Source organism: Amycolatopsis sp. NPDC004625 (assembly GCF_040609695.1).
Taxonomy (GTDB): Bacteria; Actinomycetota; Actinomycetes; order Mycobacteriales; family Pseudonocardiaceae; genus Amycolatopsis.
The window spans coordinates 227,083-253,485 of record NZ_JBEXKX010000007.1; the positions used below are offsets into that span (position 1 = coordinate 227,083).

The following is a 26,403-nucleotide window of genomic DNA, read 5'->3' on the forward strand; positions in this document are numbered from 1 at the left end:
CCTATTCGGGCGGCCGGAATCCGCCGATCTTCTCCTCCAGCAACTCGGCCAGCCGCAACGGGGTCCGGTCCTCGTACATCGGACCGACGATCTGCACCCCGACCGGCAATCCCTCCGCCGACATCCCCACCGGTACCGCCGTCGCCGGCAGTCCCGGCATCGTGGCCAGCCCCGCCCACACCAGCTGGTCGAAATACGGATACCCCACGCCGTCGACGTCGAGGCGGCGTTCCAACGGGTTCGGGTGGTGGTCGTGCGGGAAGGCCACGGTCGGCGTCACCGGGCACACCACCGCGTCGAAGTCGCGGAACACCTGACGCCAGGCGTGGCGGTGGAGTTCGCGGCGGTTGTCCGCCCCGAGCCAGTCGGCGTGGCTGAACGTCAACGCGCGCATCCGCACCGCGTCGAGGCCCTCGCCGCCCGCGTTCGGATCCATCGGGAACTTGGCCACCGTGCCCGAAATCAGCAACTGCATGTACACCGTCGCGGCTTCGGTCAGGTCGGGCAGCGCCGGGCTGTGCCGTTCGACGCGGGCGCCGCCGTCGGTGAGGGCGTCGGCCACGGCGTTCACCGCCGTCCGGACTGCGGCGGCGGTCGGGATGCACGGGTGGTCCTCCAGGACCAGGACCCGGAAGTCGCCGAGTCGCGAGTGGCGGGGCGGGGGGAGCTGCAGGCGGTGGGCCACGCCCAGGGTCAGCGGGTCCGGGCCCGCCATGACGTCGAGCAGGAGGGTGAGGTCGCGGGCCGTGCGGGCCATCGGGCCCACGACCGCCAGGTCGAACTCGGCCGGCAACGCCGGCTCGGTGGGCGGGACCATGCCGCGGCGGGCCGCCAGGCCGAGGGTCGGCTTGTGCGCGTAGACCCCGCAGAAGTGCGCGGGGGTGCGCAGCGAGCCCGCCAGGTCCGAGCCGATGGACAGCGCGCCGAACCCGGACGCCAGGGCCGCCGCCGAGCCACCGGAGGAGCCGCCCGACGTGCGGCCGGGGTGCCACGGGTTGGTCGTCGTGCCGTAGATGTCGTTGAAGCTCTGGATGTCCTGCAGGCCCAGCGGGACATTGGTCTTGCCCAGGATCACCGCGCCCGCCTCCTTCAGGCGCGACACCTGGACGGCGTCCTCGGCCGGCACGTAGTCCCGGTGCGCCGGCAGGCCCCACGTCGTGGGCAGCCCGGCCAGGTCGTACGACTCCTTGACCGTCACCGGGACGCCGAGCAGCGGCCGCTCCTCACCCCGCGCCCGGGCCCGATCGGCCTCACGCGCCGCGGCCCGCGCCCGGTCGAAGTCCCGCACGCAGATCGCGTTGACCACCTCGTCACCGCGCTCGACGCGGGCGATCGCCTCTTCGGTCAGGTCCACGGACGTCACCGCACCACCCCGCAACGCGGCGATGAGTTCTTCGGCCGACTGGTAGCTCCACTCCATGAATCCGACGTTAGCGGTACCCCGCCGAGGGCACGAAATTCCTTCGTCCGCAATGGGATGCGGAAGGATGTCCCGGGGTCACAACGAGGACGTTTGACCCAGACATGCGCAGTTGTTGATCGACCCCAGCAGGTCGGCGTGCTCGCCGGCCGAGATTCGCTGCAGGATGTGCGCTGTTTCGTCGCGCGGTGCTCGGCGCAGGTTGAGCAGCCCGGTGCTGGAGTGGTTGCAGAACTTCAGCTCCCCGCGAGGCGACACGGCGATCCGGCGTACGGTCCCGGCCCCGCCGTCGGCATCGGGGGCCGAGGGCGGTGGCGACCCCATGGTCACCGCCGTGTCCGGTAGCTTGTGCCGCAACCAGGCCAGCGCCTCGGCGAATTCGTCGTTCGAAATGTGCAGCTCGGACTCGTGCAGCAGGCCTTGGCCGGTGGCGTGGAAACAGTTGACCACCACCTTGCGGACGCCGAGTGCGGCAACGACTCCGGCGAGGCCGTCCAGTTCGGCTTCCGCGCTGTTCCGGCCGGTCAGTACCGCGGTCAGGACGACGTCGACCCCGGCTTCCCGGGCCAGCGCGATGGTGCGGATCGCAGCGTGCCAGGACGCGCCGCCGGCCAGTGAATCGTGCACCTCCGGCCGGTGCGAGTGCACCGGGACGGAGATCTGCTGCACCCCCGCGCCGGCCAGCGCGGCGATACGCGCCCGGGTGCCGCTGCGCCCGTTCGTGGTGATCGCCACGGGGAGGCTGCGGCGCCGGAGCAGGGCCACGACGTCCACCAGACCCGGGTACATGAGCGGCTCGCCACCGGAGAGAGTCACGCTCTCCAGTTCGATGTCCGACATCAGGAGATCGACCAGGTCCTCCCACTCCGCGGCGGATATCGGCTGAAGCTCCTCGGCGGTGGAGGCCGCCGGCCGCCAGGGGTTGTAGCAGAACAGGCAGTCCAGGTTGCAGCGCTCCTCGACTTCCAGCCACAGGGCGTAGCCGTGTGAACCATGGTCACGATGCTGCTTGATGCACATCGTGCAGTCCCCGCCGATGGCGTCGTCGAAGGGCGCGGACGGTTCGGGCAGGGCCGCGCGCCAACGATCAAGCCCGGCCGGCGGCGTGCCGGTGCCGAGCGGCAGCCGGCTGATCTGCTCGGCACGGAGGGTTCCGTCTGCTGTTCCGTACTGCGCCATAGCTACTCCCAAGCGGCCGTTAGCTCCCGGACTGTTCGAGTTGTGTCAGCAGTTCAGCGGCGTCCTCGATCTCGGGTGCGTTCAGCACGGTGAATATCTCGACCGCGGACCGCGCCGACTCCCTGGCGTCGACCACCCGGTGCAGGTCCTGCTGGACGGCACCCAGTGCGAGCAGGGATCGCGCCTCACCATGCCGGTCGTTGATCTGCCGGCGAATGCGCAGCGCGGCATCGAAGCTGGTGACCGCCTCGTCGAACCGCCCGAGCCCGGCGTACGCCGTTCCGATGCTGTGGTGCCCGAAAGCCAGACCGTGCCCGCTGTCCAGCTCGGTCCACCTGTCGATCGCGTTGCGGGCGCACTCCAACGCGCTCTCGTATTCACCCATGTTGTTGTAGGCCACAGCCATCGAGTTGTATGTGACGCCTTCGCCCCGAAGGCGGTCCCGAGTGTCGGTCAGCTGCCGGAATGCATCCAGCGCCAGACCGAAATTGACCAGTGCGGGTTCGAATTCCCGGCCGTCGGCCTGGACGTTCGCCAGATTCTGGCGGGCGTAGCCCACTCCGGCGAGATCGGTGATCAGGTCGAATTTCTCCAGAGCGCCCCGGTGGAATTCGATTGCCTCGGCGCGCCGGCGCAGATTGCGGTACGCGGTTCCCTGGCTCGTCAACAGCCACGCCTCCGCGCGCCGGTTCCCGGACAGACCGGCTGCCGCGAGACCGATCTCGTTGCAGGCCAGCCAATCCGTCCAGTACTTCCGGATGTTGAAGAAGCCCCACATCTCCAGCGCGAGGTAGGCGGCGATGTCGTGGTGCCCCGATTCGAGCGCCCCTCGTATCACGGCTCGGAGATTTTCCTTCTCCGTCTCGAACCAGGCGAGCGCCTCGTCGTAGGAGCCGAACTCGACGGCGAGTTCGCGGACCGGCGTGATGGACGTTCCGCCCGGCGCGACCCGCCGGTCGGCTGCGTCGGCGGCGTCGAGGTACCAGTTCAGCAGCCGATCGAGGGCGGCGGCGCGTTCCGCGGCCGGCTCGTCTTCGGCTGCCCGCTCGGCGGCGTACACCCGCAACAAGTCGTGGAACTTGTATCGGCCGCGTTGGTGTTCGGTGAGCAGATGCAGGCTCACCAGGCTGAACAGCAGGGTGCGCGTCTCCGCCGGGTCGAGCTCGGCCAGGGCGCCGATGGCCGGGACGGTCAGGTCGGGACACGGGCTGGTGCCCAGCAGCCGGAAGAGCCGCGCGACCGGTGGCGTCAGCGCCCGGTACGACCAGGAGAACACGGCGCGCACCGCCGTCTGCTCGTCGTCCGCGGGCGACAGGATGTCCAGCCGTCGCGCCTCGGAGGTCAGGTCGCCGACCAGATCCGCGAGCCGCGCGTGCGGCTGTGCGGAGATCCGTTCCGCGACGATGCGCAACGCCAGCGGCAGGAATGCGCACAGCCTGGCGAGTTCGGCCGCCGCGGCGGGCTCGGCTTCGACGCGGTCCGCACCGATGATCTGGCGCAGCAGGTTGTCCGCCTCGCTCGGTGATAGCGTGTCCAGCGTCATTCTGTAAGCTCCATCCCGCACGACCAGGCCAGAAAGAGTGCTTCTGCTCGTGATCAACGCAAGGGCGAACTCCGATCCTGGCAGGAGTGGCCTGATCCGTTCTGAATTGTCGGCGTTGTCCAAGATGACGACCATCCGCCGACTCGTCAGCATGCTTCGGTAAAGCGCGGAGCGATCTTCCAGCTCGGACGGTATGAGCTGGGGAGAAACGCCGAGCGCGCGCAGGAAACTGTCGAGCACCTGGCCGGTGTTCTTCGGGGCCACCGGGCCGTAACCGTGCAGGTCGACGTAAAGCACGCCGTCCGGGAATTCGTCCCTGACCTGGCGGACCCAGTGAACGAGCAGTGCGGTCTTACCGACTCCCGGCGCGCCGGAGACGACGATCGTCGTGGTGACGAGCGGCCCCTCGGCCGTCCGCTGCTCGAGAACCATGCGCAACTGGCTCAGTTCGGCGGCACGTCCGACGAAATGCCGCACCACACCGTGAAGCTGGTGCGGCACCGGGGTCCGCATGACGTCCGGCAGCGAGGTGTGGACGTTGATGCTCCCGTGGACGTGCCCCGCTTGGACGACGTTGTCCGCGGAGCCGGTGTGGTCGTTTCCGGGGTTGTACGCTGGCGGGTTCAAACGGACCTCCAGCGGTCCCGCTTTTGGCCAGGTCATCGCAACAGATCAGAGTACCTTGGCGTCTTCGGGTCGTCAGTCACCCGACAGCGGCTGTCTAGAAATTGTCACCTTCTGCCGTGATCACCGGGGAAGCGGGATCGCCTGGTCAAGATTGAATTCACCGGTGCCCGACGAAGGGAGCGCCTTCCGGAATTCGCGGGCAGGCGCAGTCGAACCCCGGGAATCCGACGGGATCAGGCGACCAGGCGGGGGAACAGCTCCCGGACACCGCGCCGAAGGTCGTCGAGGGCGGACTCCTCGCCGCTGAGGTGGCGGAGCAGGGCCTGCTGGAACAGGCCGTCGAACAACGCGTACGCGTCGGTGGGGGAGCAGGTCGGCTCGCTTGCCGCCAAGGCCGCGTACGCGCTCACGTTGCGCCAGATCATGTCCCGCAGGCTCTCGTCGATCTCGGCCACGTCCTCGCGGAACGCCGGCTCGTACAGGGACTGCGTGCGCAGGTCGTACCACATCCGGTGCATCAGGGGCGCCTCGCCGAGCGCTGCCGCCAGCCCGTCCGCGCAGGCGATCGCCAGCTCGCCCGGGGTGGCCGCGTCGCCGACGCCGCCCTCGTAGCGCTGGACGCAGGCCGCCTTGTAACGGCGGACGCAGTACGTGATCAGCTCCACCTTGTCGGCGAAGTAGTAGTGCAGCAGCCCGTGGGAGTACTTCGTGTGCTCCGCGATCGTGCGCAGGCTCGTGCGGGCGTAGCCGAGGTCGGCCAGGGCCAGGAGCGCCGCGTCGGCCAGTTCCCGGCGGCGGTCCTCGAACTTGTCGGCTGGGGTCCGGCGCCTCACGGCGGGTGCGCTGGTCACGGCTCCGAAGATACCATCCGGCGGTTTTCTGACCAATCGTCCAGGAAAATCTTGACATTCGTCCAAACGGCGGTCATGGTCGTCACCAGCCGCCGGCGAAGTCGGGAGGGACGACGATGTCTCTGTTCTTCTACCTGGAGAAAGGCGCCTCGCTGGACCCCGGGGCGCCCTGCCTGACCCTCGACGGGGTCTCCCGGTCCTACGGCGAAGTCGTCGAGCTCGCCGAGGCCGTCGCCCGCGCCCTGCGCCGCTCCGGCGTCGCCCCCGGGGACAAGGTCGGCATCCTCTCGGGCAACGACCCGACCGCGTTCACCTGCGTCTTCGGCATCTCCCGGGCCGGCGCGGTGTGGTGCCCGATCAACCCGCGCAACGCCGCCGGCGAGAACGCCGAGCTCCTGGACCTGTTCGACTGCACCACCCTGGTCTTCCAGCCCGCCTTCGAGGACCTGGTCCGCAGGATCGCGCCCCAGCTGCCGAAGCTGGCCACGCTCGTCCGCCTCGGGGAAAGCGACGGCTTCGCGCCCGGGTTCGAGACGTGGCTCGACGAAGCGAAGGACGACCCGCCCGCCGTGGCCCCGCAACCGGACGACGTCGTCGCGCTCGTCGGCACCGGCGGTACCACCGGGCGGCCCAAGGGCGTCATGCTCACCGGCCGCAACCTCGAGGTGATGTCGGCGATCACGCTGATGAGCTACCCCTTCGAGGGCCGCCCGGTCTACCTGGCCCTGGCCCCGCTCACCCACGCGGCCGGCGTCCTCTGCTTCCCGGTCCTGGCCCGCGGCGGCGAGGTCGTGATCATGCCCAAGCCCGACGTCGGCCGGTTCCTGGAGCTCGTCGAGCGCCACCGCGTCACCCACACGTTCCTGCCGCCGACGCTCATCTACCTGGTGCTCGGCCACGAAGCCCTGGACACGACGGACCTCTCGTCGCTGCAGTGCTTCTGGTACGGCGCGGCCCCGATGTCGACGGCCCGGCTGACCGAAGCCCTCGACCGCATCGGACCGATGGCCCAGCTCTTCGGCCAGTCCGAGGCGCCGATGATGATCTCGACGATGTCGCCGGCCGAGCACCGCCGGCCCGACGGCAGTGTCCACACCGGACGGCTGGCCTCGGCCGGGCGGCCGTCGCCGCTGGTCACCGTGGCGATCCTCGACGGCGACGGAAACGCCGTCCCGCCAGGGGAACGCGGCGAAATCTGCGTACGCGGCTCGCTGGTGATGGCCGGCTACTACCGCAACCCCGAGGCCACCGCGGAGGCGTCCGCCCACGGCTGGCACCACACCGGCGACATCGGTTTCCTCGACGGCGAAGGGTTCCTCCACATCGTCGACCGCGCCAAGGACATGGTCATCACCGGCGGTTTCAACGTCTACTCCGCCGAAGTCGAACAGGCGGTGCTGGCCCACGAAGCCGTCCGCGACTGCGCCGTGATCGGCCTGCCCGACGACAAGTGGGGCGAGCGCGTCACCGCCGTCGTCCAGCTCCGGCCCGGGGCCCGGCTGGACCCCGGCGAGCTGATCGCGTTCGTCAAGGACCGCATCGGCAGCGTCAAGGCGCCGAAGCAAATCGAAGTCTGGCCGGACCTGCCGCGCTCGACCGTCGGCAAGGTCCTCAAGGCCGAAATCCGCACCACCCTCACCGCCGGCTGAAGGAGACCACCATGAAACTCGCGCTCTACCTGCCGAACTTCCGGGACGAGGTGACCGTGCGGGAACTCGAGGACCTCACCGCCCTCGCCGAAGACCTCGACTTCGACTCCGTCTGGACGCTCGACCGGATCATCGTCCCGGAAACGTCCGACACCCAGGAGATGCAGTACGCCTTCGGCATGATCGAGGGATTCCCCAAGGGCCTCCCGGTCAGCTCGCGCGGCAAGTTCCTCCAGGGCATGCCGCTCATCCCGTGGCTCGCGGCGAAGACGTCGAAGGTGCGGATCGGGATGAGCATCATCGACACGCCCTACCGCTCGCCCGGCGTCCTGGCCGCCGAGCTGGCCACCATCGACCACCTCTCCGGCGGCCGGCTCAACGTCGCCGTCGGCTCCGGCTGGATGCCCGAGGAGTTCGCCGCCGCGAGCGCGTCGCACATCTTCCCCAAGCGGCACAAGCACGTCCGCGAAACCCTGGAGATCATGCAGGGCATCTGGACCACCGACCTGTTCGAGTACCACGGCGAGTTCGCCGACTTCCAGCGCAGCGGGTTCGGCGCGAAGCCGGTGCAGAAGCCGCACCCGCCGATCTTCTTCAGCGGCCTCAAGGACGCGAAACGCTCGGCCGCGCGGATCGCGAAGTACGGGCTCTCCGGCTGGATCGGCATCCAGGACTCACCCGAGGACATCCGGCGCTGGCGCACCGAAATCCAGCGCGAACTCGACGCGCTCGACACCCCGCGGTCGGTCGACGACCTCGAGATCGCCAGCATGATCTGGTTCGTCATCACCGACGAGGACCTGGACCAGAGCCCGCTGGGCAAGGGCACCAACCTGCTCGCCGGCTCGCAGGCGCAGATCACCGACCAGCTCAAACGGTACAAGGAAGCCGGCTTGACGATGCCGTTCCTGTGGCCGCCCTTCCAGGACGTCCCGGTGGCGAAGACACTCGACGACATGAAGCGCCTGAAGGAAGAGATCCTCCCCAAGATCGACGCGATGTGAAAGGGACCAGCATGTCCGAACTCGAAGGAAAGCGCGTCTTCGTCACCGGCTCCGGCGCCGGGATCGGCAAGGCGATCGCGGCGCTGTTCACCGAACGCGGCGCCCGCGTGGTGGTCAGTGACCTCGATTCCCTTTCGGCCAAGCAAGCGGCCGACGAACTCGGCGCGGCCGGTGTCGCCAACTGCGACGTCACCGACGAAACCCAGGTGCAGTCGGCGATCCAGCAGGCCGTCGAGCTCCTCGGCGGTCTCGACGTCCTGGTCAACAACGCCGGGATCGAGGTGTCGTCACCGCTGCTGCAGCAGCCGACGGAAAGCTTCGACAAGATCTTCGCGGTCAACGTGCGCGGCACGTTCGTGACGATGAAGGCGGCGATCCCGCACCTGGTGGAGGCCAAGGGCAACATCGTCAACATCGCCTCGATCGCGGGCATCGGCGGCAGCCCCCTGCTCGGGTCGTACTGCGCGACGAAGGCGGCGGTGATCCAGCTGACCCGGGTGGCGGCGGTCGAGATGCGCCCGGCGGGAGTCCGGGTCAACGCGGTCTGCCCGGGCTTCGCCGACACGGCCATGGTCGAGCGCCTGGTCCCGGACTTCGAGGCGGCCACCCAGGTCCCGTTCGGCGACCTCGTCGCGGCCAAGCAGGGCCGCCTCGGCACGCCGCAGGACATCGCCGAGGTGACGGCGTTCCTGGCGTCGGACCGGGCGAGCTGGATCACCGGCAGCCACTACGTCCTCGACGGCGGGCTGACGGCGTCGCTGGTGTGAGGGCCGGGTGCGGTGGGATGCCGGGGCATCCCACCGCCGGGACGGATCAGCCCCGGTGTCCGGCCGCGACGTCGATGATCCAGGTGACGCCGAAGCGGTCGACCAGCATCCCGAACGCGGGCGCCCACCGCGCGGGCCCGAACTCTTCGACGACGGTCGCGCCCTCGGCCAGGCCCTTCCACACCGGGGTGACCTCGTCGACGGTGGCGCCGCGGACGGACAGGAAGAACGGCTCCTTCGTGACGGTGGTGCCGTTTTCCCGGCGGGTCGTGGCTGCGGTCCTGGCCGGGCCGTCGGTGCCGGGGACGTCGTAGGCCATCACGCTGAAGCCGTTGTCCGCGGTGACCTGGCCGAACACGACCTTGTCCGCGTCGGGCAGGCCGGCGGGCACGCCGAAGTCGGCGTAGGTGACGACGGTGGCGTGGCCGCCGAAGACCGACTGGTAGAACTCCAGCGCCTCGCGGGCCTGGCCGGTGAAGTTGAGGTGGGCGACGGCGGTGAGCGACATGGGGTGCGGTCCTTCACGAGGGGTGATCGGCGCCGGGGAGTTCCGGCGACGAGAGCCACGATGGCAGGAGTAGCGGTCAGGGAACGTCCGCTTCTCGTGGCACCATGAAAGTCATGCCGCTCGCGTCGTCGACGGTGACTTCGGGTCGCCTGCTCTCGCTGCTGTCCCTGCTGCAGGTCCGCCGGGACTGGCCGGGCGCGCTGCTCGCCGGCCGGCTGGGGGTGAGCGAACGGACCGTGCGCCGCGACGTCGACCGGCTGCGCGAGCTCGGCTACCCGGTGCAGGCGGTCAAGGGGCCGGAGGGCGGCTACCGGCTCGAAGCCGGCGGCCGGATGCCGCCGTTGCTGTTCGACGAGGAGCAGGCGGTCGCGCTGGCGGTGGCGCTGCGGGTCGCCGTCGGCACCGGCGCGGGGATCGAGGAGGCCGCCGCCCGGGCGCTGGCCACGGTCCGCCAGGTGATGCCGGCCCGGCTGCGGCAGCGCGTCGACCGGCTGGAGATCACCGCGGCCGGCCGCGCGACCCAGGCGGACACCGCCGTCCTGCTGGCGCTGAGCTCGGCGATCCGGGCCACCGAGGAGGTGCGGTTCGACTACGACTCGCCGTCGCGCCCGCAGGACGCCGCACCCGGGCCGCCGCGCCGGGTGCAGCCGCACCACCTGGTCGTCCGAAGTGGACGGTGGTACCTCGTCGGCTGGGACGCCGGCCGGGCGGACTGGCGGACCTACCGCGTGGACCGGCTGCGGTTGCGGGTCCCCAACGGACCGCGGTTCACCCCGCGGGAGGTGCCGGGCGGCGACGTCGCGACGTTCCTCGCCGCCCGGTTCAAGGGTTCCGGCACCGCCGACGCCTGGCCGTGCCGGGGCGAGGTCGTCCTCGCCCTGCCGGTCGCCGAAGTCGCGCCGTTCGCCGGGGACGGCGTCGCCGAGGAAGCCGCGCCCGGGAAGACCCGGCTGCGGACCGGATCCTGGTCGTGGGCGGCGCTGGCCGCGGGTCTCCTGCGGTTCGGCTGTGACGTCGACGTCGTCGGGCCGCCGGAGTTGCGGACCGCGTTCGCCGAGCTGGCCGGCCGCGCCGCCCGCGCGGCGGAACCCGGCGGCTGAGGCGGTTCAGACCTTGATGGACTGTCCGAACGCGAAGACGTTGTCCGGGTCGTAGGTCCGCGAAACGTCCTTCAGGCGCGCGGCGTTGCCGCCGTAGTAGGCGGTCATCCAGTCCGGCAGCGCGGGGTCGATGTAGTTGACGTAGGCGCCGGTCGCCCCGGCGGCGGCGAGGCGGCCGACCGTCTCGGTCACCGACGCCGTGACCCGGTCGTGGGTGCCGGCCGTCGCCGAGGCGTAGACCTGGACCGTCGCCAGCGCGTCACGGTGCCAGAAGGCCGTGTCGGTCCGGCCGACGGTGGCGACCGCGCCGCCCAGGCTGTCGATCAGCAGGTCCGTTCCGGTGCGCCCGGCCAGGACGGACGTGATCTTCGCGGCTTCGACGGGGGCCGCGATGACGCGTGACGCGCCGACGAACGACTGCCGCTTCTCGCTGCCGGCGTAGTACTTCATCGCGCCGGGGTAGTCCAGGCCGCGGACCGTCCGTTCGGCGGGCGTCGCCCCGCTGTCGGCGAGCAGGGCGTCGATCAGCGGGGTCAGGCCGGACTCCGCGCCGACGTAGCAGCCGCCGACCCGGCAGCCGACGGCCGGGCCGCCCGAGAGCACGAGGTTGGTCCACAGTTCCGGGGGTGCCGAGGCGACCCAGCGCTGCCAGGCGTCGAGCACGGCGCCGGCCGCGGCCGGCGGGAAGCGCAGGCCGAAGACCGTGACGTCGGGCGCCGGGGCGGTGGTGAAGGTGAACTCGGTGACGATGCCGAAGTTGCCGCCGCCACCACCGCGCAGCGCCCAGAACAGGTCCGGTTCGGCGTCCGCCGAGGCGGTCCGCGCCTTGCCGTCGGCGGTGACGATCCGCGCGGACTCCAGGTGGTCGCAGGTCAGGCCGTACTTGCGGGTCAGCACGCCGATCCCGCCGCCCAGGGTGAGCCCGGCGATCCCGACGGTCGGGCACGTCCCGGCGGGCAGGCACCGCCCGGCCCGGCCCAGCGCCGCGTAGACGTCCTTCAGCCGGGCGCCGGCCCCGATCGTGACGCGGTCACCCCGGACGTCGATCTTCGCCAGCCCGGAGACGTCGACGACCAGGCCGTCGTCCGGCGTCGAGTACCCGGCGTAGCTGTGCCCGCCGCTGCGCGCTGCGACCGGAACGCGGCCACCGGCCGCTTCGACGCACGCCACGACGTCCTCCGGCGTGGCGCAGCGGGCCACGGCAGCCGGGCGGCGGCCGTCGAACAGCGGGTTGAACACCTGTTTCGCCGGTTCGAAGCCGTCGTCGCCGGGGCGCAGCAGGGGCCCGTTCAGCCTGGTGCGCAGCCCGGCCCAGTCCGGCGGACCCGGCGTCCCCGTCGCCGTTCCGGGCGAGGCCGGTGCGGGGGCCGGTGCGGGTGCCGGCGCCGGCGAGCACGCCGTGGCGGCCAGCCCGGCGGTGGTGACGCCGGCGAGGCGCAGGAACGACCGTCTCCCGAGGTTCATGCACCGGATGACGTCCCGCGGTGGTCCCGGGTTCATCGGCGTGCGCTGATCGGCTGAACCCCGGTGCGCCCCGGCCACCGGCGGTGCCAGGCTGGTCCGGGGCTCCGTCACGCCGGAAGGAGACGTCCGATGGACGCAGCCGAGCCGTACCCGTTCGGCGAACCCGTGGCCCTGGATCCGCACCCCCGCTTCGCGGACCTCCGGCAGAGCGAAGGGCCGACGCGCGTCACGATGCCCTACGGCGGCGACGCCTGGCTGGTGACCCGGTACGAGCAGACGAAGTTCGTCCTCTCCGACCCCCGCTTCTCGCGCGCGGCGGCGGCCGGCGCCGACGTTCCGCGGGCGCGGCCGGGTTTCGAGCCCGTCGGGAACCTGCTGTGCATGGATCCGCCGGAACACGGGCGCATCCGGTCGCTGGTCGCGAAGGCGTTCACGGTCCGGCGGGTCGAAGCGTTGCGGCCGCGGGTGCAGGAGATCGCCGACGGGCTGCTCGACCGGATGGTCGCCGCCGGCCCGCCCGCCGACTTCGCCGCCGCCGTGGCGTGGGAACTGCCGGTGCAGGTGATCTGCGAGCTGCTCGGCGTCCCGCTCGACGACCGTGCGCTGGTGCGCCGGTGCACGGAGACCATCGTGGCGGTGGGCCGGGACGTCACGCCCGCGGACGTCACCGCCGCGCGTGACCGGCTCGCGGGCTGCCTCACCGGCCTGATCGCCCGGCGCAAGGCCGAACCGGCGGACGACCTGCTGACGGCGCTGGTGGCCGCCCGCGACGACGGCGACCGGCTCTCCGACCGCGAACTGCTCATGCTCGGCATCGCCCTGCTGGCCGGCGGCCACGAATCCACCGCGAGCCAGATCGGCAGCTTCGGCTACCAGCTGCTGTCCGAGCGGCCGCTGTGGCACACGCTGGCCGCCGACCCCGAGCTGGTCCCGGCCGCCGTCGAGGAGCTGTTGCGGTTCGTGCCGCTGGTGACCGTCACCGACCTGGCCCGCATCGCCACCGAAGACCTCGAACTCGGCGGCCGGACGATCCACGCCGGGGACGCCGTCCTCGTCCAGCTGGATGCGGCGAACCGCGACGCGCAGGTGTTCCCGCACGCCGGTGAGCTGGACTTCGGCCGGAAGGTCAACCGCCACCTCGCCTTCGGCTTCGGCGTCCACCACTGCATCGGCGCACCCCTGGCCCGGCTGGAGCTGCGCGTGCTGTTCGGAACCCTGATCCGGCGGCTCCCGACCCTGAACCTGGCCGTCACGGCCGCCGACGTGGAATGGACGACCGGCCGGTTGATGCGGGGAGTCCGGGCGCTGCCGGTCGTGTGGTGAAGCGCGGGGTCGCCCGGGGTCAGCCCATCACGGTGCCCGAGTTTGCGGTGTTCCGGTTGCGCCTGCGGGAAAACGCCCCCAGGTCGATCTCCAGGCCGGTGCGCGGGGCCCGGAACCGGACGGGCACGGCGTCGTGGTCGGCGCCGTTCTCCACCCGGTCGATCAGCTCCCGCATCAGCTGCCCGACGACCGGCGCGTTCTTGAACTGGTTGCCGCTCGTGCCGATCGCGACGTAGAAGCCCTCGAGTTCGGTGCGGTCGTAGATCGGCGTCCAGTCGTCGGCGACGTCGTAGACGCCCACCACACCGCGCGCCCGGTGGGGCACCGCCAAGTCGGGCAACCGCCGCGCGGCCCGTGTCACCTGGGCTTCGAAGACCGCGGCCGTCGGGTGGATGCCGACGGCATCCGGGTCGTCGGTCCACTGCAGCGGATCGCACGCCGGTTCCGTCCCGCCGACGAGCAGGCCCCCTCCTGCTTCTCCGCGGAAATAGATGCCCAGGTCCAGGTCCGCCACGACCGGTCCGCCGTAGCCCGCCCGGACCGGCACGTGCGCGACTTCCTGCCGCAACGGGCGCACCCCGACCGTGAAGCCGGAACCCACGCCGGCCAGCCGGTTCACCGCGCCCGACCACGGACCGGCCGCGTTGACCACGACGGCACAGGGAATCCGGGTGCCGTCCGACAGCCGCACCGACCGCACGCGGCCGCCGGCCTTCTCCACCGCGGTCACCGTGCTGCGGAAGCGGAACCGCGCCCCGCACGCCGAGGCCGCGGCGGCGAGGTTCACGGCGGCGAGGCCCGGGTCCGACACGTACCCGGCGTCCGGGGTGTACACGCCACCGAGCGAGCGTTCGGCGTCCTCCCAGAACCCTTCGTCGTCAAGGCGCTTCGGCGGCCAATAGCGGCCGACGTCGAGACCCGGAACGCGCTCGGCCAAGGTCGCGCTGTCCCATTCCTCGTAGGGAACGCCGATCTCGTCGAACAACGGAAGCCAGGACGCCCGCGGAACCGCGTCGACGTCCAGCATCACCAGCCCGCACTGGCGGAACACGGCGAGGTCGCCGACATCGCACCCGAGGTGCCCGGCCCAGTCGAGCCAGCCGAAGTGCGCCTCCCACGCCGTCGCCACCCCGGCGGCGGTGGAGAAGGCGAACCGCACGATCGCACTCGACGCCGAGGTCGACCCCTGGCCGGCCCCCGGGGCCCGGTCGAGCACGATCACCCGGCGCCCGGCCCGCGCGAGCTCGAGGGCGATCGACGCCCCGATCACGCCCGCCCCGATCACGACCACGTCGGCACTCCGGCGCTCACCGGGCACGGCAGGTCCTGAGGTAGCTGAGGAACGAGGCCTGCAGGCCGGTCACGTGCGTTTCGCGCAGGACCGCGCTGGTGACGGCACCATCGCGGGCGGTCAGGCGGTGCAGGACGGTGGCCGCGTTCTTCGTGAGGCTCTGGTAGACGGCGAGGTTTCCGAGGAGCTCTTGGTCGTTGATGGTCAGGTGGAGCTTCGCGGCGGGCAGGTTGTCTCCCCGTTCGTCGAGCCGCGCGAAGATCTGGCTGCCTTCTCCGACGACGCCGGGACTGCCCGCTCCGACGGTCTCGAAGAGCGTGGTGCCGCTGAGCCAGGCGTAGAGGCTGAAGAGCCCGCCGTAGGAGTAGCCGAAGAGGCCGTGACCGCTCGCGGCGGTGCCGTAGTCGCGTTCGATCCGCGGGTGCAGTTCCGTGGTGAGGAAGTCCAGGAACGCGTCGGCGTGGGTGTCCCGCAGTTCGGCGAGGTAGGCGTCGGCGTCCTCGCGGGTCATCGCGCCCGTCCGGATTCCCGTCTCCACGGCGTCGACGAACTCCGGGGCGATGGGCTCGCCGGGTGGGACGAGGTCCCGGTTGCGCAGCCGTGCCCAGTGCCGGGCGTCCTCGCCCGCGTAGCCGACGCTGACCTGGATGTAGGGCCGGATCTGCTGCATGGGGTCTTTCTGGGTGACGATCAGCGGAGCGGTCATGCCCACGGCCCAGTTGCCGTCGAGCACGTACACCGCGGGCGCTCGGGTCGTGGCGCGGTCGTAGCCCGGTGGCGTGGTGACCCAGACGCCGTAGTCGTGCCCGCCGCCGGACGGCAGCTCGAAGTAGTCGGTGTCGGCGAGGCAGCCCTGCCACATGGTGCTCATCGAAGGTCCTTCACGATTCGGCCGGCCTGCAGAACGAGGACGGCATTGGCGGGATCAGCGAACAACCCGGGGTCTTCGACCGGATTGCCGTTCCACAACACGAGGTCTGCCTGCGCGCCCGGCGTGATGACGCCGACCCGGCCGGACAGGCCGAGGATCTCGGCGTTGGTCCTGGTGGCCGCCACCAGGGCTTCCATCGGTGTTTCGAGGTTCGCGCGCAGCCTGAGCTCTTCGCCCCGGCGGTCCTGGGCCGGGCCGATGAGATCGGAACCCAGCCCGATCCGCACGCCGGCCGCCTTGGCGGCGGCGAGGGCCTCGGTCATCCGCTCGCGAACACCGAGCACCCGATCGCGGGTCGAGGCGTCGAGGCCCGCGCCGGCGGTGTCGTGCAGCAGCTGCTCGACGACGGCGAACGTGGGCACGAGGGCGACCCCGCGCGCGGCCATCAGGGTGGCCGTGGATTCGTCGAGGTCGGTGCCGTGCTCGACGCAGCGGGCCCCGGCCTCGACGGCGTTGCGGATGCCGTCGTTGTTGTGGGCGTGAACCGTCACGTAGGTGCCGCGCGCCGCGGCTTCCTCGACGGCGACGGCGATTTCCCCGACGGTGAACTGGGTGTCGGACAGGCGGTCGTGCGCGCCGACCACTCCGCCGGTCACGCACAGCTTGAGGAAGGAGGCACCGCGGCGGAAGGCCTCGCGCACGTTGCGCCGCAGCTCGTCCGCGTTGCCGGACATCATGGACAGGGCGCACAGGCCGGGCAGGTGGTGGCTGTCCCACAGCTCGGTGGGTTCCCACTCGGCGCCGTAGTAGCCGTGCCCGCCGAGCTGGCACTGCACCGGCCCGCACGACAGGACGCGCGGCCCCCGGACCTTGCCCTTCGCGATCGTGGTGACGAGGCCGCCGTCGACCCCGCCGGTGTCCCGGACGGTGGTGAACCCGGCGTCGAGCGTCGCACCGGCCGTGGCGAAGATGTCCGCCGCCAGTTCGGCGGCGCTGATCCGGAACGAGAACTGCGGCTGGATCGGGCTCGACAGGCCCAGGTGGACGTGCGCGTCGATCAGGCCGGGCGTCATCGTCAGGCCGGTGGCGTCGAGGCGTTCCCCGGGTGCGCCCGAGCCACCGAGCCGGGTGATGACCCCGCCGTCGATGCCGACGTCCACCTCGACCGGGTCACGCCCCGATCCGTCGACGACCGTCGCGCCGACCACCTGACACCGTCCCACGAGTCATCCCTTCCGGCTGGCGCATCTCTTTTCCAATGGATAAACTCCGGAGGTGATCCTGTCAAGCAACGGCGACGCCCGCGAGCGGCTCCTGGCCCGCCTGCTCGACGCCTTCGAGGGCGCCCTTCCCTCCCCGGAGGTGTCGCTGCGCGAGATCGCCACCAGGACGGAGACCAGCCACGCCCTGCTGCGCTACCACTTCGGGTCACTCCCGGGCGTCTTGGCGGCGATGCTCAAGGCCCAGCGATCCCGCGACAACGAGTCCCTCCTGGAGGCCGCCCGCGACGGCACGTTCGACGACCTCGTGCTGGCGATCTGGCGCGCCTACACACGCCCGGAGCAGCTGTCGCGGATCCGCGGGTTCTTCCACGTCGTGGGGCTTGCCGCGTATCGGCCGGAGGAGTTTCGCGAGTTCATCGACTCGCTCGACGACCTGACCAAGGTGCTGGCTTCGCTGGCGGAACGGGAAGGGTTCGAGGCCGGGGAAGCGCTGACCTTGGCCACCGTCACTGTTGCCGCGATGCGGGGGTTGCTTTTGCAGGAGGTTCTGACGCCCGGGGCGCTTTCGGAGGATGCGGTCGCGTTGATCCTGCGGATGGGTAAGGAGCGGTCTGTTCCCTAGGGCCGCTTGGGGTTTGATCGGGTCGTTGTGGCCGCGCCGGCGCGAGAGCCGCTCCGCTCGTCGGCACGTTGGCGCGGGGTTCAGTGGTGGCGGTCGAGGTGGGTGCGCAGGGCCCGGCCGAACCAGGTGAACACCGGTTCCAGGTCCGGAAGCGGCGGCCAGCCGTTGATGGTGGCCACCAGCTGCCAGTACCGCGTGACGCGGGGATCGCCGGCGATCTCGAGCCGTTCGAGGATCCAGTGCTTGAGCTGGTCGTCGTCGGCCTTGCTGAACGTTCCGGCGTAGGACGCGGTGAGGGCGGCGACGATGTCGCCGGCCTGCGGCGAATCCGGTGCGATCCGTTCGGTCAGGGCCCGGCCGACCTCCTCGCGCACGGTTTCGGTGAGGTCGTGGTGCAAGCCGGTGGTGTCACCGCCGGCGCGCTGGGCGGCCTGGTACTCGGCCATCCGCCGCACGGACGTGCGGAAGTCGTTGTCCTGGGTCAGTTCCACGAGCTCCAGCCAGGCTTCGACCTGTCCGGGTGTGGCGTCGTCGGGGAGCTCGGGCATGCTGGAACGCAGCAGCTCCACCATGGCCGGGTTGGCATCGACACCGCCGAAGGTGTCGTCGACGAATTCGTGGACGACGCGGCGCCGTTCGGCGTCGGACAGGTTCACCAGTTTGTGCATCAGGTCCAACTCCCGAGGGGTCGATCGCCGGTTCGCGACCGCGGTCAGCACGGCACGCCGCAGCCGCAGGACCCGGATGTGCGTGTCGAGGGCCGCCGCGTGCGCGGCCGCGACCTCGGCCAGTGAAGTCTCCTCGGCCAGCACGCGCCGGACGGTGGCCAGGTCGATGTCCAGCGCGCGGAGCGTGCGGACCAGTTCCAGCCGGGCCAGGGCGGTCACGTCGTAGAGGCGGTACCCGGCCGGGCTGTGGCAGGTCGCGGGAACGATCCCTTTGTCGGCGTAGAACCGGATCGCCTTGACGGACAGCCCGGTCCGGGCGGCCAGGGCCCCGATCGTGAGGAGGTTCTCGTCGTCCATGACCACAGCGTGGAGTCTCCCCTTGGCGGAGACTCAACTCGAATCCATTACCGGGAACCGTGCCGAGCGAGGCTTTCGGAGGTCCAGGCAGTGTTCCGGGGAACTTCGAGCGCGTGGATCACGAAGGCATCTCGCTTCACCGGGCCTCGGCGATCTGAAGGACGATCTTGCCGCCGGGGTGTCCTGACTGGCTCAGTTCGATGGCTTCGCGCCAGTCGGCGAGGGGGATGGTGCGGGCGAGGGGGATGCCGAAACGGCCCTGGGCGGCGAGCTGGGCGCACATTCCGACGATGTCGTAGCGGTGGCCGAGCGGTCCTTGGGTGAACGCGTCGCGGGCGCCGGACGCGCGTGCCTGGGCGAGGTTGCTGATGGTCAGGACGTGCTGGGGGTCGGTGACCGTGCGGAGGAGGTGCGGGATGGTGGCGTCGTCGGGCGGTGAGACGTCGAGGACGACGTCGACGGGCCCGCCCGCCAGGTCGCGGATCCGCTCGGCCATGCCGACGCCGTAGGGGGTGACCTCGGCTCCGGTGGCGCGCAGGGCTTTCGTGTGGGTGGGGCCGGCGGTGGTGAGCACCCGGGCCCCGATCCGGCGGGCGAGTTGCACGGCGGCGAAGCCGGTGGTGGTGCCGCCGCCGCTGACGAGCAGGGTCGTGCCGGGGGTGATGCCGAGCAGGTCCAGGCCGAGTTGCGCGGTGTCCACGGCCATGGGCAGTGCGGCGGCGGCCGCCGGTGCGAGGGCGGGTGGCCGCGGGAACCAGACGTCGAGCAGCGCCTGGCCGGAGGCCCCCGCGGTGGGTCCGGTGAACGGGACGGGGCCGAACACCGCGTCCCCGGGCTGGACGCCTGTCACGTCGTCGCCGAGGGCGTCGACGGTTCCGGCGGCTTCGAGTCCCACTCCGCGGGGCAGGTCGCCGGGGTAGAGGCCCCGGCACAGGGCCAGGTCGGCGGGATTGATGGTGCAGACCTCCACGGTGACCCGGATCTGCCCGGCAGCCGGCCGGGGCTGCTCGGCTTCCTCGAGCCGCAGGACGTCGAGGGGTTCACCGGTGTGGTGGAAACGCAGGGTACGCATGGTGATCTCCCGGGCTCGGCCAACGATGACAGCAGATGCTGTCGTCACTACGAAGGTAGCACGGTGACGACAGCATCTGCTGTCGCTATGCTCGGGCCCATGGCTCGTTGGGAGGGCAACACGCGTGAGCGGCTCGAGCGCGCTGCGTTGGAGTTGTTCCGTGATCAGGGCTACGACCGCACGACGGTGGCGCAGATCGCCAAGCACGCCGGCTTGACCGAGCGCTCGTTCTACCGCTGGTTCACCGACAAGCGGGAGGTGCTCTTCGCCGGCGACGAGCTGCAGGCCTGTTTGGAGGCGGGCATCGCCGAGGTGCCCGCGGGAACCGGCGCGCTCGCGACGCTGATGGCGGCGTTTGCCGCGGTACCGGAGGTGCTGCGGCCGCGCGAACTGCTGATCGAGCTGCGTGCCGTCATCGTGGCCAACCCGCCCCTGCGGGAACGCAGTCTGATCAAGGAAGCGATGCTTGCGGAAGTGACCGCGGCGGCCCTGCGCCGCAGGGGCCACGACGAGCAGACCGCGCGCCTGGCCACGGCCCTCGGGATGGCGATCCTGGGGGCGGCCACCAGGCGCTGGGTGTCGGGCGACGAGGCCGGCTTCGCCACTCTGCTGGCCGACAGCGCCGCCGACCTCCTTACCGTTGCCGCCGACCTGCCCCTCGCCAATCCTGCGACCGGCCACGCGCCGCGCACGGGGAAGTAACGGGAAGCCAGGAGCACGTCAGTCCGGACGAGCTCGCCGATGTCCGCTCATCGGCATGAGCGGACGTTCGGACGCCGCGTCGATGATTGGGCTGCTGTCGGGCTCGGCGGCCCCTTCGTGTCATGGCGTTGCGTTCCGGTCCGGCTCCGCGGTCAGCCATCCGAAGTGGCGAGCGGTGTTCGCGAGGATGTCCATCAGCTGTGGTGTGATACCGAACCGTTCGCGGTTGATCGTCAGGCTGTCCGCGAGGTCACCGTGCGAGGTGCGTTCGGTGGCCGCCTTCCAGTCCGCCAGCATCTCCAGCAGGTCGACCAGGGTCATGCCGTTGATCCCGTCGGCAAAGTGCTCTGGGTGATGACGGTTGTGGGCGTAATGGTGTCGCAACCCCTCGCCCATCGCGTCGACCAGGGTCCGGTGCTCCACGCTGCCGTAGGTCGTGGCGCGCAGCTGTGGCACGACCTCGTCGTAGACGGCCCGCTCCGGCTCGCGGGTCTTGCTCAGGTCGTGCCGGACCGACCGGTCGAGCAGCTCCTTGATCGGCTCACCCATCAGCTCGGCGACTCGCAGGCTGTGCCGAAGAGTGTCTGGCGTGGAGTCGTACGACATGGTCATGGACCCCCTGATCCGCAACGCCCGTGCCGGCAATTCCACCACGGCCCAGCGCGTCTCCGCGACGCCCAGCGGGACCGCGCCACCGCCCTGCTCACCTCGGTGGCCGAGCTGACCGTGGCCGGCACCTGCCGGGCCTGCTCAGTCGTCGACGGCCGGCTCGTCGGTAAGGGCCTCGATCCGCTGACCTCAACCGTGTTCGGCTCGATCGGATCTCCGGGGCGAGCTCGAACGGGCGCAGCACCCCGGCGACGGTGAACCAGTGCCCGCCCGGCTCAGGGGGTGACGTCGAAGCGGTCGACCAGCATGAACGTGCCGCTGCGTTTGACCGCGCGGATCGTGTGGGGGCCTGGTGGCAGGGCGCACGCGCTGAACACCGCTTGCTGGGCGTGGCGGACGTCGCTCGTGGTGTCGACGGTGCGCTGGAGGACCTCGTCCAGGTAGACGTCCATGCGGCCTTCGTCGGAGAAAGTCTCGCTGAAGAGGGCGATGCCGGTTCCGGTGAAGGAGTAGCCGACCCAGCTGCCGTCCGACTTCGTGAAATGCACGTCGGAGTGGAAGTCGCCGAATTCGCGGTCGCCGCTCACGTTCCACGAGCCGCGGTAGGCGATGCCGTCCGCGTCGTCGTTGAGCGACACCGTTTCCGAGTTGGGGCAGCGCCGGGCGGCGGTGACGACCGGTGGTGGCGCGACGCTCGGCCGGGTCGTCGACGGCGTCGGCGTGGCCGATGTCGCCGTCGAGGGTGCGGTGGTGGTCGGGGGCGGAACGGTGCGCGAAGTCGGTGGCGCCGCGGGCGGGAGCGGCACCGACGACACCGCCGCGTTGCGCGGAGCCGGGCGGGTCATCGTCGCGAGCGACGCGATTCCGGCCGCCACCACGAGTCCCGCGATCGCGACCGCGGCCCAGCGGATGCGCGCGCCCGCGCGTAGCTGGGCGCGGGCGGCTTCCTCGGCCCGGTGTTCGAGGCGCGCTCGGTGCTCGTCGGTGTTCGCCTCCGCGGGCTCCGCACGTGCCACCGGTTGCTCGGCTGTCCTGCTCCGATGGTCGTGCATCCGCGTCCTGCGCAGCAGTTCCTCGACCGTCAGCCGCTGCGCTCTTCGCCGGCCGGCACGCGCCATCCCGGAACCTCCCGAATCCCTGTACCCTCGAGCAGTCCTGCTCGTGGTGCGGAATCCTAGAAATCCCGTCGCGGATTGTAAACCTGACAACAGAAATTGCTTCGTTATCATTTCGAGGCATCCGGATCGCCGGTTCGGCCGTAGCCGGCGGACGCGCGTACCGGCTCGGAAGCTCAGCCGATCGGGTCGGTGCCGCCGTCGATGCGCGGCGGCGGTCCGCAGCGCCACGAAGGCGGCTTCGCTCGCCCGCGATCCACGCTCTGGGGTGCGCGAGCCGACGGCACGATCACCGGGCCGAGACTACGAGCGCGCATGTCGACGCCCTGCCGCAAAGGATGGCATGGGTGAGACCCACCTCTGGCCCGAGAAGATCAAATCCATCTCTGTCGTTCGGCCGGCCGTGCCTTGCGGACCGCATCGACCCGGGAAGCACCGGAGAGCGCGCACGAGCACTCACGGTCGGGCGCCGTAGCACCTGACGCGCCACCGTCACCGTCGGTGCCTTTGGCTGGCCGGGCACGTATGCCCCAGCTTGCTGGAGGCACGCGGTGCCCGTCGTCAGCAGCACGGGAACCGAACCGCGACCAGAGGTGGCGCCGGCGATGAAGACGGTGTTGCCGTCGTCTTCATCTGTCGGTGCCGTTCAGTGTCCGGTGGAGTAGAGGTTGATGAGGTTGCCGTCGGGGTCGCGGAAGAGCATCGACCGGTTTCCCCATGGCTGGTTGGTGGGTTCCTGGACCCAGGCGGTGACCTGGTCGTCCAGGCGGGCGCGTTCGGCGTCGACGTCGTCGACCTCGAATTCGATGATGGCGGATCGGTTCGCGGCGGCCACGGCGGCGTTGTTGTTGAAGCGCGTGACGGCCGCGCTGTCGGCCAGCGCGATGATGCTGCCCTCGGTATGTAGTTCGGCGTAGTCGCCGGGCCCGAAGGGGGTCACCGGCTCGGTGTTGGTGAGCGTGGAGTAGAAGGCGGTCAGGGTGGGCAGGTCGTCGGTGATGAGGCGTATCGAGGCGAGCTTCATGGCGTTCTCCTGGCTGCTTCCGTGGGTGTGGACCGTCCGCTCCCTAGAAACAGTACGGTACAGTAGCGTACTGTTTCTAGGGGGAAAAAGAAGGGGAGATCGCAAGGTGGCCCGATCCGGGGACGTTGTCGACGTTCGAGTTCAGCGGTCCAAGGCGGCGGTGCTCGCCCAGACGTACGAGTTGCTGTCGGCGGGCGGCATCGGCGGTGTCAGCATCGACGAGGTGTCGCGGCGCTCGGGCGTGTCCAAGACCACGATCTACCGGCACTGGCCGTCACGGGCTGCGCTGCTGATCGAGGCGTGCTCGACGATCGGGTCGGCGCCCCCGGTTCCCGACACGGGCAGCTTCGGCGGGGATCTCGTCGCCTTGACCGAGGCGTTGGCCGAGCAGCTGCGGAGCGCCCGCTGGGCGGCGGTCCTGCCCTCCATCGTGGACGCCGCCGAGCGCGAGCCCGAGCTGGCCGGGCTTCATGCGGATCTGCACGCCCGCTTGATGGCTCCCTTCGGTGTGGTGACCGAACGCGCGCGAACTCGCGGTGAACTCGCCGCGGATCGCGGGCCGGCCGACGTCACCGCCGCCGTGGCCGGCCCGCTGTTCTACCGTCGCTGGTTCTCCCGCGAGCCCCTTGACGCCACGTTCGTCGCGCGCGTGGTCGAGGACGCGCTGGGCTATCTCGGCGTCCAGGTTCGTTCGACCTGACGGGCGGGCGCCGATGCCACCAGCCGGCCGACGTCTGTATGGCACGGTCCGCGCGTGCCGATCACCTCGCAGATCGCAGATCGCTGATCCCTTCCGGAGGACGCCCGTGTGGAGGACGACGGCGCGCGGATGAGGTCGTGCTTCTTGGCTGTCAATCTGCGCGCTCATCGGCATGTGCGTGCGTCCGGCCGTGTGCCGTTGAACGCCCGGCAGCATGTGAGGACGTTGCAGCGCTCGACCAGCGGCAGTAGAGTGCGTTCCCGCTGACGAAGGAAACGTCGTTGCCGATGCGGGCCGGTCGGTTCTCACCGCGCGGTGGAACTCAACCAGGGGATACTTCCGTCATCTGTACGAGGCTTGCTCGCTCACGATGACGGCGTCTGCGGGCGTCGGGCGTATGAAGCCGGGCTGGTTTGCGGGTGCAAGCGCCATTGCCTTATGACGCCACCCTGGCCACGACCTCGACGCTGTACTTCACCATCAGTCGCGGGCTCGCTCCAGGCCACTGCCGAACGTGGCCCGGGGCGTGATGAGTGAGTGAGGCTACTTCGCTGGTCTCCGAATACGCTCAAAGCGACCAATTCCGCGGTGCCCGTATCCACCTGTGCAACCTCGCTGACCTCGAGATCCGCGATTGCGAGGTGAACGGCCTGAAGATCGTCGACTGCTATGGCAGGGACGTCTACCTCGGTGGCTACTTCGAGCGCCTCGTCGTCAACGACGTCGATGTAACTGCTTACGTCGAGGCCGAACTCGACCGCCGGCAGCCCGCGCGGGCGCTCGCGCGAGACGCGGCTTCTCCCGAGGACTACCGGGCCGCTCGGGACGCCATCGAGAACTTGTGGAGCGCGACGATTGAGCGGGCGAGGCTGCTGCCCTCGGCCAAGCTGCACGAGCAGGTCGACGGCGAATGGTCGTTTGTGGAGACACAACGGCATCTGCTGTTCGCCTGCGATGCCTGGCTCGGCAACGCCGTGGTCGAGGAGGAAGCGCCCTTCCACTCGTTGGGCCTTCCCGCCGGCGAAGGCCACCGGACGAATCGACGAAGCTCGGCCTCATCCGCGAAGCCACCCCGACACTCGACGAAGTGCTCGTGCCACGGCTCACCCGCATGGCCGCGATGCGCCGTGTCGTGGACGAGCTGACTGCGAACGAGCTCGACCGGGTATGTAGCCAGCCGCGAATGATCGCACGATCATCGACATCAGGGTGCGTCGAGTCGTGCGGGGTCAGTGGCAGAAGCGTGAATGTTTGCGTTTACCGCAGTTCCTCTCTGTTGCCTCGAAGGTCGCCCGGCTCGGTGCGAAATCCTTGCCTGACGACGGAAGGAAGGTCCTGGTCGCTTGCGAGACTGTTCTCGCCCGCTTTCTCGACCACTGCTTGCGCGACGCGAGTTGATCGGATTGTTCCCGCAATCTGATTGGCGCCCTCAGTGAGCGCGGCGGCTCCTAGGATGACGCCCATCCAAGTGATCAGCGTAGGGCGGATCGCGGCCAACTCTGGAAGAGGGGCAGGAAATGTGGCGGTGCAAATAAACAGGACTACGATAGGAACCGAGGCGGCAGCTCGGATTGTATCGAAAAGCAAGAGGCCGAACACGAATGAGGCCAGAGCCGTCCCGCCGACCACGATTGCGAACTTCGTGATCGGATCGATGACGACAAGCCCCGTATTAGTTCCGCCGATGAGAAAACCAAGTAGAAGGCAGAAGCCGAAAAGAGACATTGCACCCGGAAGGGCGATGCTTTCGCGCTCCGGGTGTCTTCTTGACAGTCTCACTAATACGAATCCTGTCAGGGACAGAACTGCCAAGGCTGCCAAGATAACCCATACGCCGATGGAAACAGACGCGGGTTTGCCTTCGGGTAGCAACACGACAACCACCCAGAAAACGACAGCAAGAAGGATGGCGCCGCCCACGGCTCCGTTCAACAGCGCCAACAGGCCAAGTCTGTCAGCGTCGGGCGCGGTGCTGCCGCGGTCGACTGAAGACCGGTCATCCATTGCCGACAAGTAGAGCCCTTTTTCATTGATCATAATTTCACTCCTCCCGGGTGTTCAGGGAAGCGCGACGTGCATTATCGGCGCGTCGGCCACTCTTCTGCATGATCTTGTCTCAGAGGCTCCTTCGTGCTCAAAGTCAGCTCTACCGAAGAGTCGGATTGGATCTACTCTCTGTTACCGCAAGGTCACAAGTGGCGGCGGGTGGGTAATGGAATTGCTCCTGGATGCCGTCAAAGATCATGGGCTGGCGCCTGGAGGCTTATGACTGGACGGAGTGCAGTGCGGTCGCCGCGGCGCTACACCTGGCGCGGAGCCGCGCGGATTCGCCGGCTCAGCTCTTCGCCGACCGAAACCCGAGGTTACCCCTTGGGGTAGGACCCCGTGGTTGCCTCATGGGGCCCGTTCGGCTCTATGCCTCGACGTTGGGTTCGTTTCTTTGGAGCTTGCAAAGATCGTGTGACGTCCGGCAATGGCGACGTCTGGTTGCGGTGAACCGCCACGCCACCCGACTATCACGGCTGTCCCGTCAGTCCGGAATGCTGCCCACGGCGCCGACCTTGTAACGCAAGGTACCAAGGCCACTTGGCGCGACGCCGAGCCTGTGGTCGAGCTGTTGTTGCTGCAGCGAAGTTCTGTCCCTCAGCTCGCGCGCCCATCGGCATGAGCGAGCGCTGGAGACGGTCAGTCCGTGAAATCGGCTGCCCGGCTAC

General features: G+C 70.0%; 24 protein-coding genes. 9 read left to right on the top strand and 15 right to left on the bottom strand.

Annotation, left to right across the window (positions count from 1 at the left end; genetic code table 11):
- Nucleotide 1: 1 nt before the first annotated feature.
- The 4 genes from ABZW17_RS10870 to ABZW17_RS10885 all read right to left on the bottom strand — a co-directional run bounded on the left by ABZW17_RS10870 (nt 2) and on the right by ABZW17_RS10885 (nt 5,620).
- Nucleotides 2–1,420: an amidase gene (locus ABZW17_RS10870; protein ID WP_354811946.1), complete on the bottom strand. Its 1,419-nt coding sequence runs from the start codon at nt 1,418–1,420 to the stop codon at nt 2–4.
- 78 nt (nt 1,421–1,498) lie between these two features.
- Nucleotides 1,499–2,599 carry a radical SAM protein gene (locus tag ABZW17_RS10875; protein WP_354811948.1) on the bottom strand — a complete coding sequence of 367 codons (1,101 nt, stop codon included), beginning with the start codon at nt 2,597–2,599 and terminating at the stop codon, nt 1,499–1,501.
- 19 nt (nt 2,600–2,618) lie between these two features.
- Nucleotides 2,619–4,805: a tetratricopeptide repeat protein gene (locus tag ABZW17_RS10880; RefSeq protein ID WP_354811950.1), complete on the bottom strand. Its 2,187-nt coding sequence runs from the start codon at nt 4,803–4,805 to the stop codon at nt 2,619–2,621.
- Between the two features lie 197 nt (nt 4,806–5,002).
- Nucleotides 5,003–5,620 carry a TetR/AcrR family transcriptional regulator gene (locus tag ABZW17_RS10885; protein WP_354811952.1) on the bottom strand — a complete coding sequence of 206 codons (618 nt, stop codon included), beginning with the start codon at nt 5,618–5,620 and terminating at the stop codon, nt 5,003–5,005.
- A gap of 116 nt (nt 5,621–5,736) precedes the next feature.
- Between ABZW17_RS10885 and ABZW17_RS10890 the strand changes: the two genes are divergently transcribed.
- The 3 genes from ABZW17_RS10890 to ABZW17_RS10900 are packed head-to-tail and all read left to right on the top strand — an operon-like array spanning nt 5,737 to nt 9,040.
- Nucleotides 5,737–7,269 (top strand): long-chain fatty acid--CoA ligase, encoded by a 1,533-nt coding sequence (locus tag ABZW17_RS10890; RefSeq protein ID WP_354811954.1) that lies wholly within the window; start codon nt 5,737–5,739, stop codon nt 7,267–7,269.
- An 11-nt stretch (nt 7,270–7,280) separates the two neighbouring features.
- The gene (locus tag ABZW17_RS10895; protein ID WP_354811956.1) at nt 7,281–8,273 is read left to right on the top strand and encodes an LLM class flavin-dependent oxidoreductase; all 993 of its coding nucleotides are present in this window, start codon (nt 7,281–7,283) and stop codon (nt 8,271–8,273) included.
- Between the two features lie 11 nt (nt 8,274–8,284).
- Complete coding sequence (locus ABZW17_RS10900; RefSeq protein WP_354811958.1) at nt 8,285–9,040, top strand: SDR family oxidoreductase; 756 nt, start codon at nt 8,285–8,287, stop codon at nt 9,038–9,040.
- A gap of 46 nt (nt 9,041–9,086) precedes the next feature.
- Here the strand turns inward: ABZW17_RS10900 and ABZW17_RS10905 are convergent, their stop codons facing one another.
- Nucleotides 9,087–9,548 carry a VOC family protein gene (locus ABZW17_RS10905; RefSeq protein WP_354811960.1) on the bottom strand — a complete coding sequence of 154 codons (462 nt, stop codon included), beginning with the start codon at nt 9,546–9,548 and terminating at the stop codon, nt 9,087–9,089.
- A 113-nt stretch (nt 9,549–9,661) separates the two neighbouring features.
- On the opposite strand from ABZW17_RS10905, the gene ABZW17_RS10910 reads away from it, so the two are divergent.
- The gene (locus ABZW17_RS10910) at nt 9,662–10,648 is read left to right on the top strand and encodes a WYL domain-containing protein (protein ID WP_354811962.1); all 987 of its coding nucleotides are present in this window, start codon (nt 9,662–9,664) and stop codon (nt 10,646–10,648) included.
- A 6-nt stretch (nt 10,649–10,654) separates the two neighbouring features.
- Here ABZW17_RS10910 and ABZW17_RS10915 read toward each other — a convergent pair whose 3' ends face one another.
- A complete protein-coding gene (locus tag ABZW17_RS10915) occupies nt 10,655–12,112 on the bottom strand; it encodes an FAD-binding oxidoreductase (RefSeq protein ID WP_354811964.1) in 1,458 nt (485 codons plus the stop codon).
- 129 nt (nt 12,113–12,241) lie between these two features.
- On the opposite strand from ABZW17_RS10915, the gene ABZW17_RS10920 reads away from it, so the two are divergent.
- A complete protein-coding gene (locus tag ABZW17_RS10920) occupies nt 12,242–13,435 on the top strand; it encodes a cytochrome P450 (RefSeq protein ID WP_354811966.1) in 1,194 nt (397 codons plus the stop codon).
- Nucleotides 13,436–13,454: 19 nt separating this feature from the next.
- Here ABZW17_RS10920 and ABZW17_RS10925 read toward each other — a convergent pair whose 3' ends face one another.
- Genes ABZW17_RS10925 through ABZW17_RS10935 form a run of 3 tightly spaced genes read right to left on the bottom strand, consistent with a single transcriptional unit; the run spans nt 13,455 to nt 16,820 of the window.
- Nucleotides 13,455–14,753: an FAD-dependent oxidoreductase gene (locus tag ABZW17_RS10925; RefSeq protein ID WP_354811968.1), complete on the bottom strand. Its 1,299-nt coding sequence runs from the start codon at nt 14,751–14,753 to the stop codon at nt 13,455–13,457.
- A complete protein-coding gene (locus tag ABZW17_RS10930; RefSeq protein WP_354811970.1) occupies nt 14,743–15,597 on the bottom strand; it encodes an alpha/beta hydrolase-fold protein in 855 nt (284 codons plus the stop codon). Before ABZW17_RS10930 ends, ABZW17_RS10925 begins: the two co-directional genes overlap by 11 nt.
- On the bottom strand, nt 15,594–16,820 hold the full coding sequence (locus ABZW17_RS10935; RefSeq protein WP_354811972.1) for an amidohydrolase family protein: 1,227 nt from the start codon (nt 16,818–16,820) through the stop codon (nt 15,594–15,596). The genes ABZW17_RS10930 and ABZW17_RS10935 overlap by 4 nt, the downstream gene beginning before the upstream one ends.
- A gap of 52 nt (nt 16,821–16,872) precedes the next feature.
- Between ABZW17_RS10935 and ABZW17_RS10940 the strand changes: the two genes are divergently transcribed.
- Nucleotides 16,873–17,442, top strand: a complete 570-nt coding sequence (locus ABZW17_RS10940; RefSeq protein ID WP_354811974.1) for a TetR/AcrR family transcriptional regulator — start codon at nt 16,873–16,875, stop codon at nt 17,440–17,442.
- An 80-nt stretch (nt 17,443–17,522) separates the two neighbouring features.
- Here ABZW17_RS10940 and ABZW17_RS10945 read toward each other — a convergent pair whose 3' ends face one another.
- Both ABZW17_RS10945 and ABZW17_RS10950 read right to left on the bottom strand, forming a co-directional pair.
- Nucleotides 17,523–18,467: a MerR family transcriptional regulator gene (locus tag ABZW17_RS10945; RefSeq protein WP_354811976.1), complete on the bottom strand. Its 945-nt coding sequence runs from the start codon at nt 18,465–18,467 to the stop codon at nt 17,523–17,525.
- A gap of 136 nt (nt 18,468–18,603) precedes the next feature.
- A complete protein-coding gene (locus ABZW17_RS10950) occupies nt 18,604–19,539 on the bottom strand; it encodes an NADP-dependent oxidoreductase (protein ID WP_354811978.1) in 936 nt (311 codons plus the stop codon).
- 99 nt (nt 19,540–19,638) lie between these two features.
- Between ABZW17_RS10950 and ABZW17_RS10955 the strand changes: the two genes are divergently transcribed.
- A complete protein-coding gene (locus tag ABZW17_RS10955; RefSeq protein WP_354811980.1) occupies nt 19,639–20,241 on the top strand; it encodes a helix-turn-helix domain-containing protein in 603 nt (200 codons plus the stop codon).
- Between the two features lie 120 nt (nt 20,242–20,361).
- Here the strand turns inward: ABZW17_RS10955 and ABZW17_RS10960 are convergent, their stop codons facing one another.
- The 3 genes from ABZW17_RS10960 to ABZW17_RS10970 all read right to left on the bottom strand — a co-directional run bounded on the left by ABZW17_RS10960 (nt 20,362) and on the right by ABZW17_RS10970 (nt 22,989).
- Nucleotides 20,362–20,853 (bottom strand): DUF5662 family protein, encoded by a 492-nt coding sequence (locus ABZW17_RS10960; RefSeq protein ID WP_354811982.1) that lies wholly within the window; start codon nt 20,851–20,853, stop codon nt 20,362–20,364.
- Nucleotides 20,854–21,125: 272 nt separating this feature from the next.
- The gene (locus ABZW17_RS10965) at nt 21,126–21,968 is read right to left on the bottom strand and encodes a hypothetical protein (protein ID WP_354811984.1); all 843 of its coding nucleotides are present in this window, start codon (nt 21,966–21,968) and stop codon (nt 21,126–21,128) included.
- 643 nt (nt 21,969–22,611) lie between these two features.
- Complete coding sequence (locus ABZW17_RS10970; RefSeq protein ID WP_354811986.1) at nt 22,612–22,989, bottom strand: VOC family protein; 378 nt, start codon at nt 22,987–22,989, stop codon at nt 22,612–22,614.
- 106 nt (nt 22,990–23,095) lie between these two features.
- Between ABZW17_RS10970 and ABZW17_RS10975 the strand changes: the two genes are divergently transcribed.
- Nucleotides 23,096–23,689, top strand: a complete 594-nt coding sequence (locus tag ABZW17_RS10975; RefSeq protein WP_354811988.1) for a TetR/AcrR family transcriptional regulator — start codon at nt 23,096–23,098, stop codon at nt 23,687–23,689.
- 641 nt (nt 23,690–24,330) lie between these two features.
- On the top strand, nt 24,331–24,834 hold the full coding sequence (locus tag ABZW17_RS10980; RefSeq protein WP_354811990.1) for a DinB family protein: 504 nt from the start codon (nt 24,331–24,333) through the stop codon (nt 24,832–24,834).
- Between the two features lie 112 nt (nt 24,835–24,946).
- Here ABZW17_RS10980 and ABZW17_RS10985 read toward each other — a convergent pair whose 3' ends face one another.
- Entirely contained in the window at nt 24,947–25,726 is a 780-nt protein-coding gene (locus ABZW17_RS10985; RefSeq protein WP_354811992.1) for a hypothetical protein, read from the bottom strand.
- Nucleotides 25,727–26,403: the final 677 nt, after the last annotated feature.

Excerpts from the sequence above, each read along its gene's own strand:
- ABZW17_RS10970 (WP_354811986.1), bottom strand. The coding sequence starts at position 22,989 with ATGAAGCTCGCCTCGATACGCCTCATCACCGACGACCTGCCCACCCTG.
- ABZW17_RS10985 (WP_354811992.1), bottom strand. The coding sequence starts at position 25,726 with ATGATCAATGAAAAAGGGCTCTACTTGTCGGCAATGGATGACCGGTCT.
- ABZW17_RS10915 (WP_354811964.1), bottom strand. The coding sequence starts at position 12,112 with ATGAACCTCGGGAGACGGTCGTTCCTGCGCCTCGCCGGCGTCACCACC.
- ABZW17_RS10950 (WP_354811978.1), bottom strand. The coding sequence starts at position 19,539 with ATGCGTACCCTGCGTTTCCACCACACCGGTGAACCCCTCGACGTCCTG.
- ABZW17_RS10930 (WP_354811970.1), bottom strand. The coding sequence starts at position 15,597 with ATGAGCACCATGTGGCAGGGCTGCCTCGCCGACACCGACTACTTCGAG.
- ABZW17_RS10945 (WP_354811976.1), bottom strand. The coding sequence starts at position 18,467 with ATGGACGACGAGAACCTCCTCACGATCGGGGCCCTGGCCGCCCGGACC.
- ABZW17_RS10960 (WP_354811982.1), bottom strand. The coding sequence starts at position 20,853 with ATGACCATGTCGTACGACTCCACGCCAGACACTCTTCGGCACAGCCTG.
- ABZW17_RS10875 (WP_354811948.1), bottom strand. The coding sequence starts at position 2,599 with ATGGCGCAGTACGGAACAGCAGACGGAACCCTCCGTGCCGAGCAGATC.
- ABZW17_RS10910 (WP_354811962.1), top strand. The coding sequence starts at position 9,662 with ATGCCGCTCGCGTCGTCGACGGTGACTTCGGGTCGCCTGCTCTCGCTG.
- ABZW17_RS10955 (WP_354811980.1), top strand. The coding sequence starts at position 19,639 with ATGGCTCGTTGGGAGGGCAACACGCGTGAGCGGCTCGAGCGCGCTGCG.
- ABZW17_RS10965 (WP_354811984.1), bottom strand. The coding sequence starts at position 21,968 with ATGGCGCGTGCCGGCCGGCGAAGAGCGCAGCGGCTGACGGTCGAGGAA.
- ABZW17_RS10870 (WP_354811946.1), bottom strand. The coding sequence starts at position 1,420 with ATGGAGTGGAGCTACCAGTCGGCCGAAGAACTCATCGCCGCGTTGCGG.
- ABZW17_RS10900 (WP_354811958.1), top strand. The coding sequence starts at position 8,285 with ATGTCCGAACTCGAAGGAAAGCGCGTCTTCGTCACCGGCTCCGGCGCC.
- ABZW17_RS10895 (WP_354811956.1), top strand. The coding sequence starts at position 7,281 with ATGAAACTCGCGCTCTACCTGCCGAACTTCCGGGACGAGGTGACCGTG.
- ABZW17_RS10890 (WP_354811954.1), top strand. The coding sequence starts at position 5,737 with ATGTCTCTGTTCTTCTACCTGGAGAAAGGCGCCTCGCTGGACCCCGGG.
- ABZW17_RS10880 (WP_354811950.1), bottom strand. The coding sequence starts at position 4,805 with ATGACCTGGCCAAAAGCGGGACCGCTGGAGGTCCGTTTGAACCCGCCA.
- ABZW17_RS10905 (WP_354811960.1), bottom strand. The coding sequence starts at position 9,548 with ATGTCGCTCACCGCCGTCGCCCACCTCAACTTCACCGGCCAGGCCCGC.
- ABZW17_RS10920 (WP_354811966.1), top strand. The coding sequence starts at position 12,242 with ATGGACGCAGCCGAGCCGTACCCGTTCGGCGAACCCGTGGCCCTGGAT.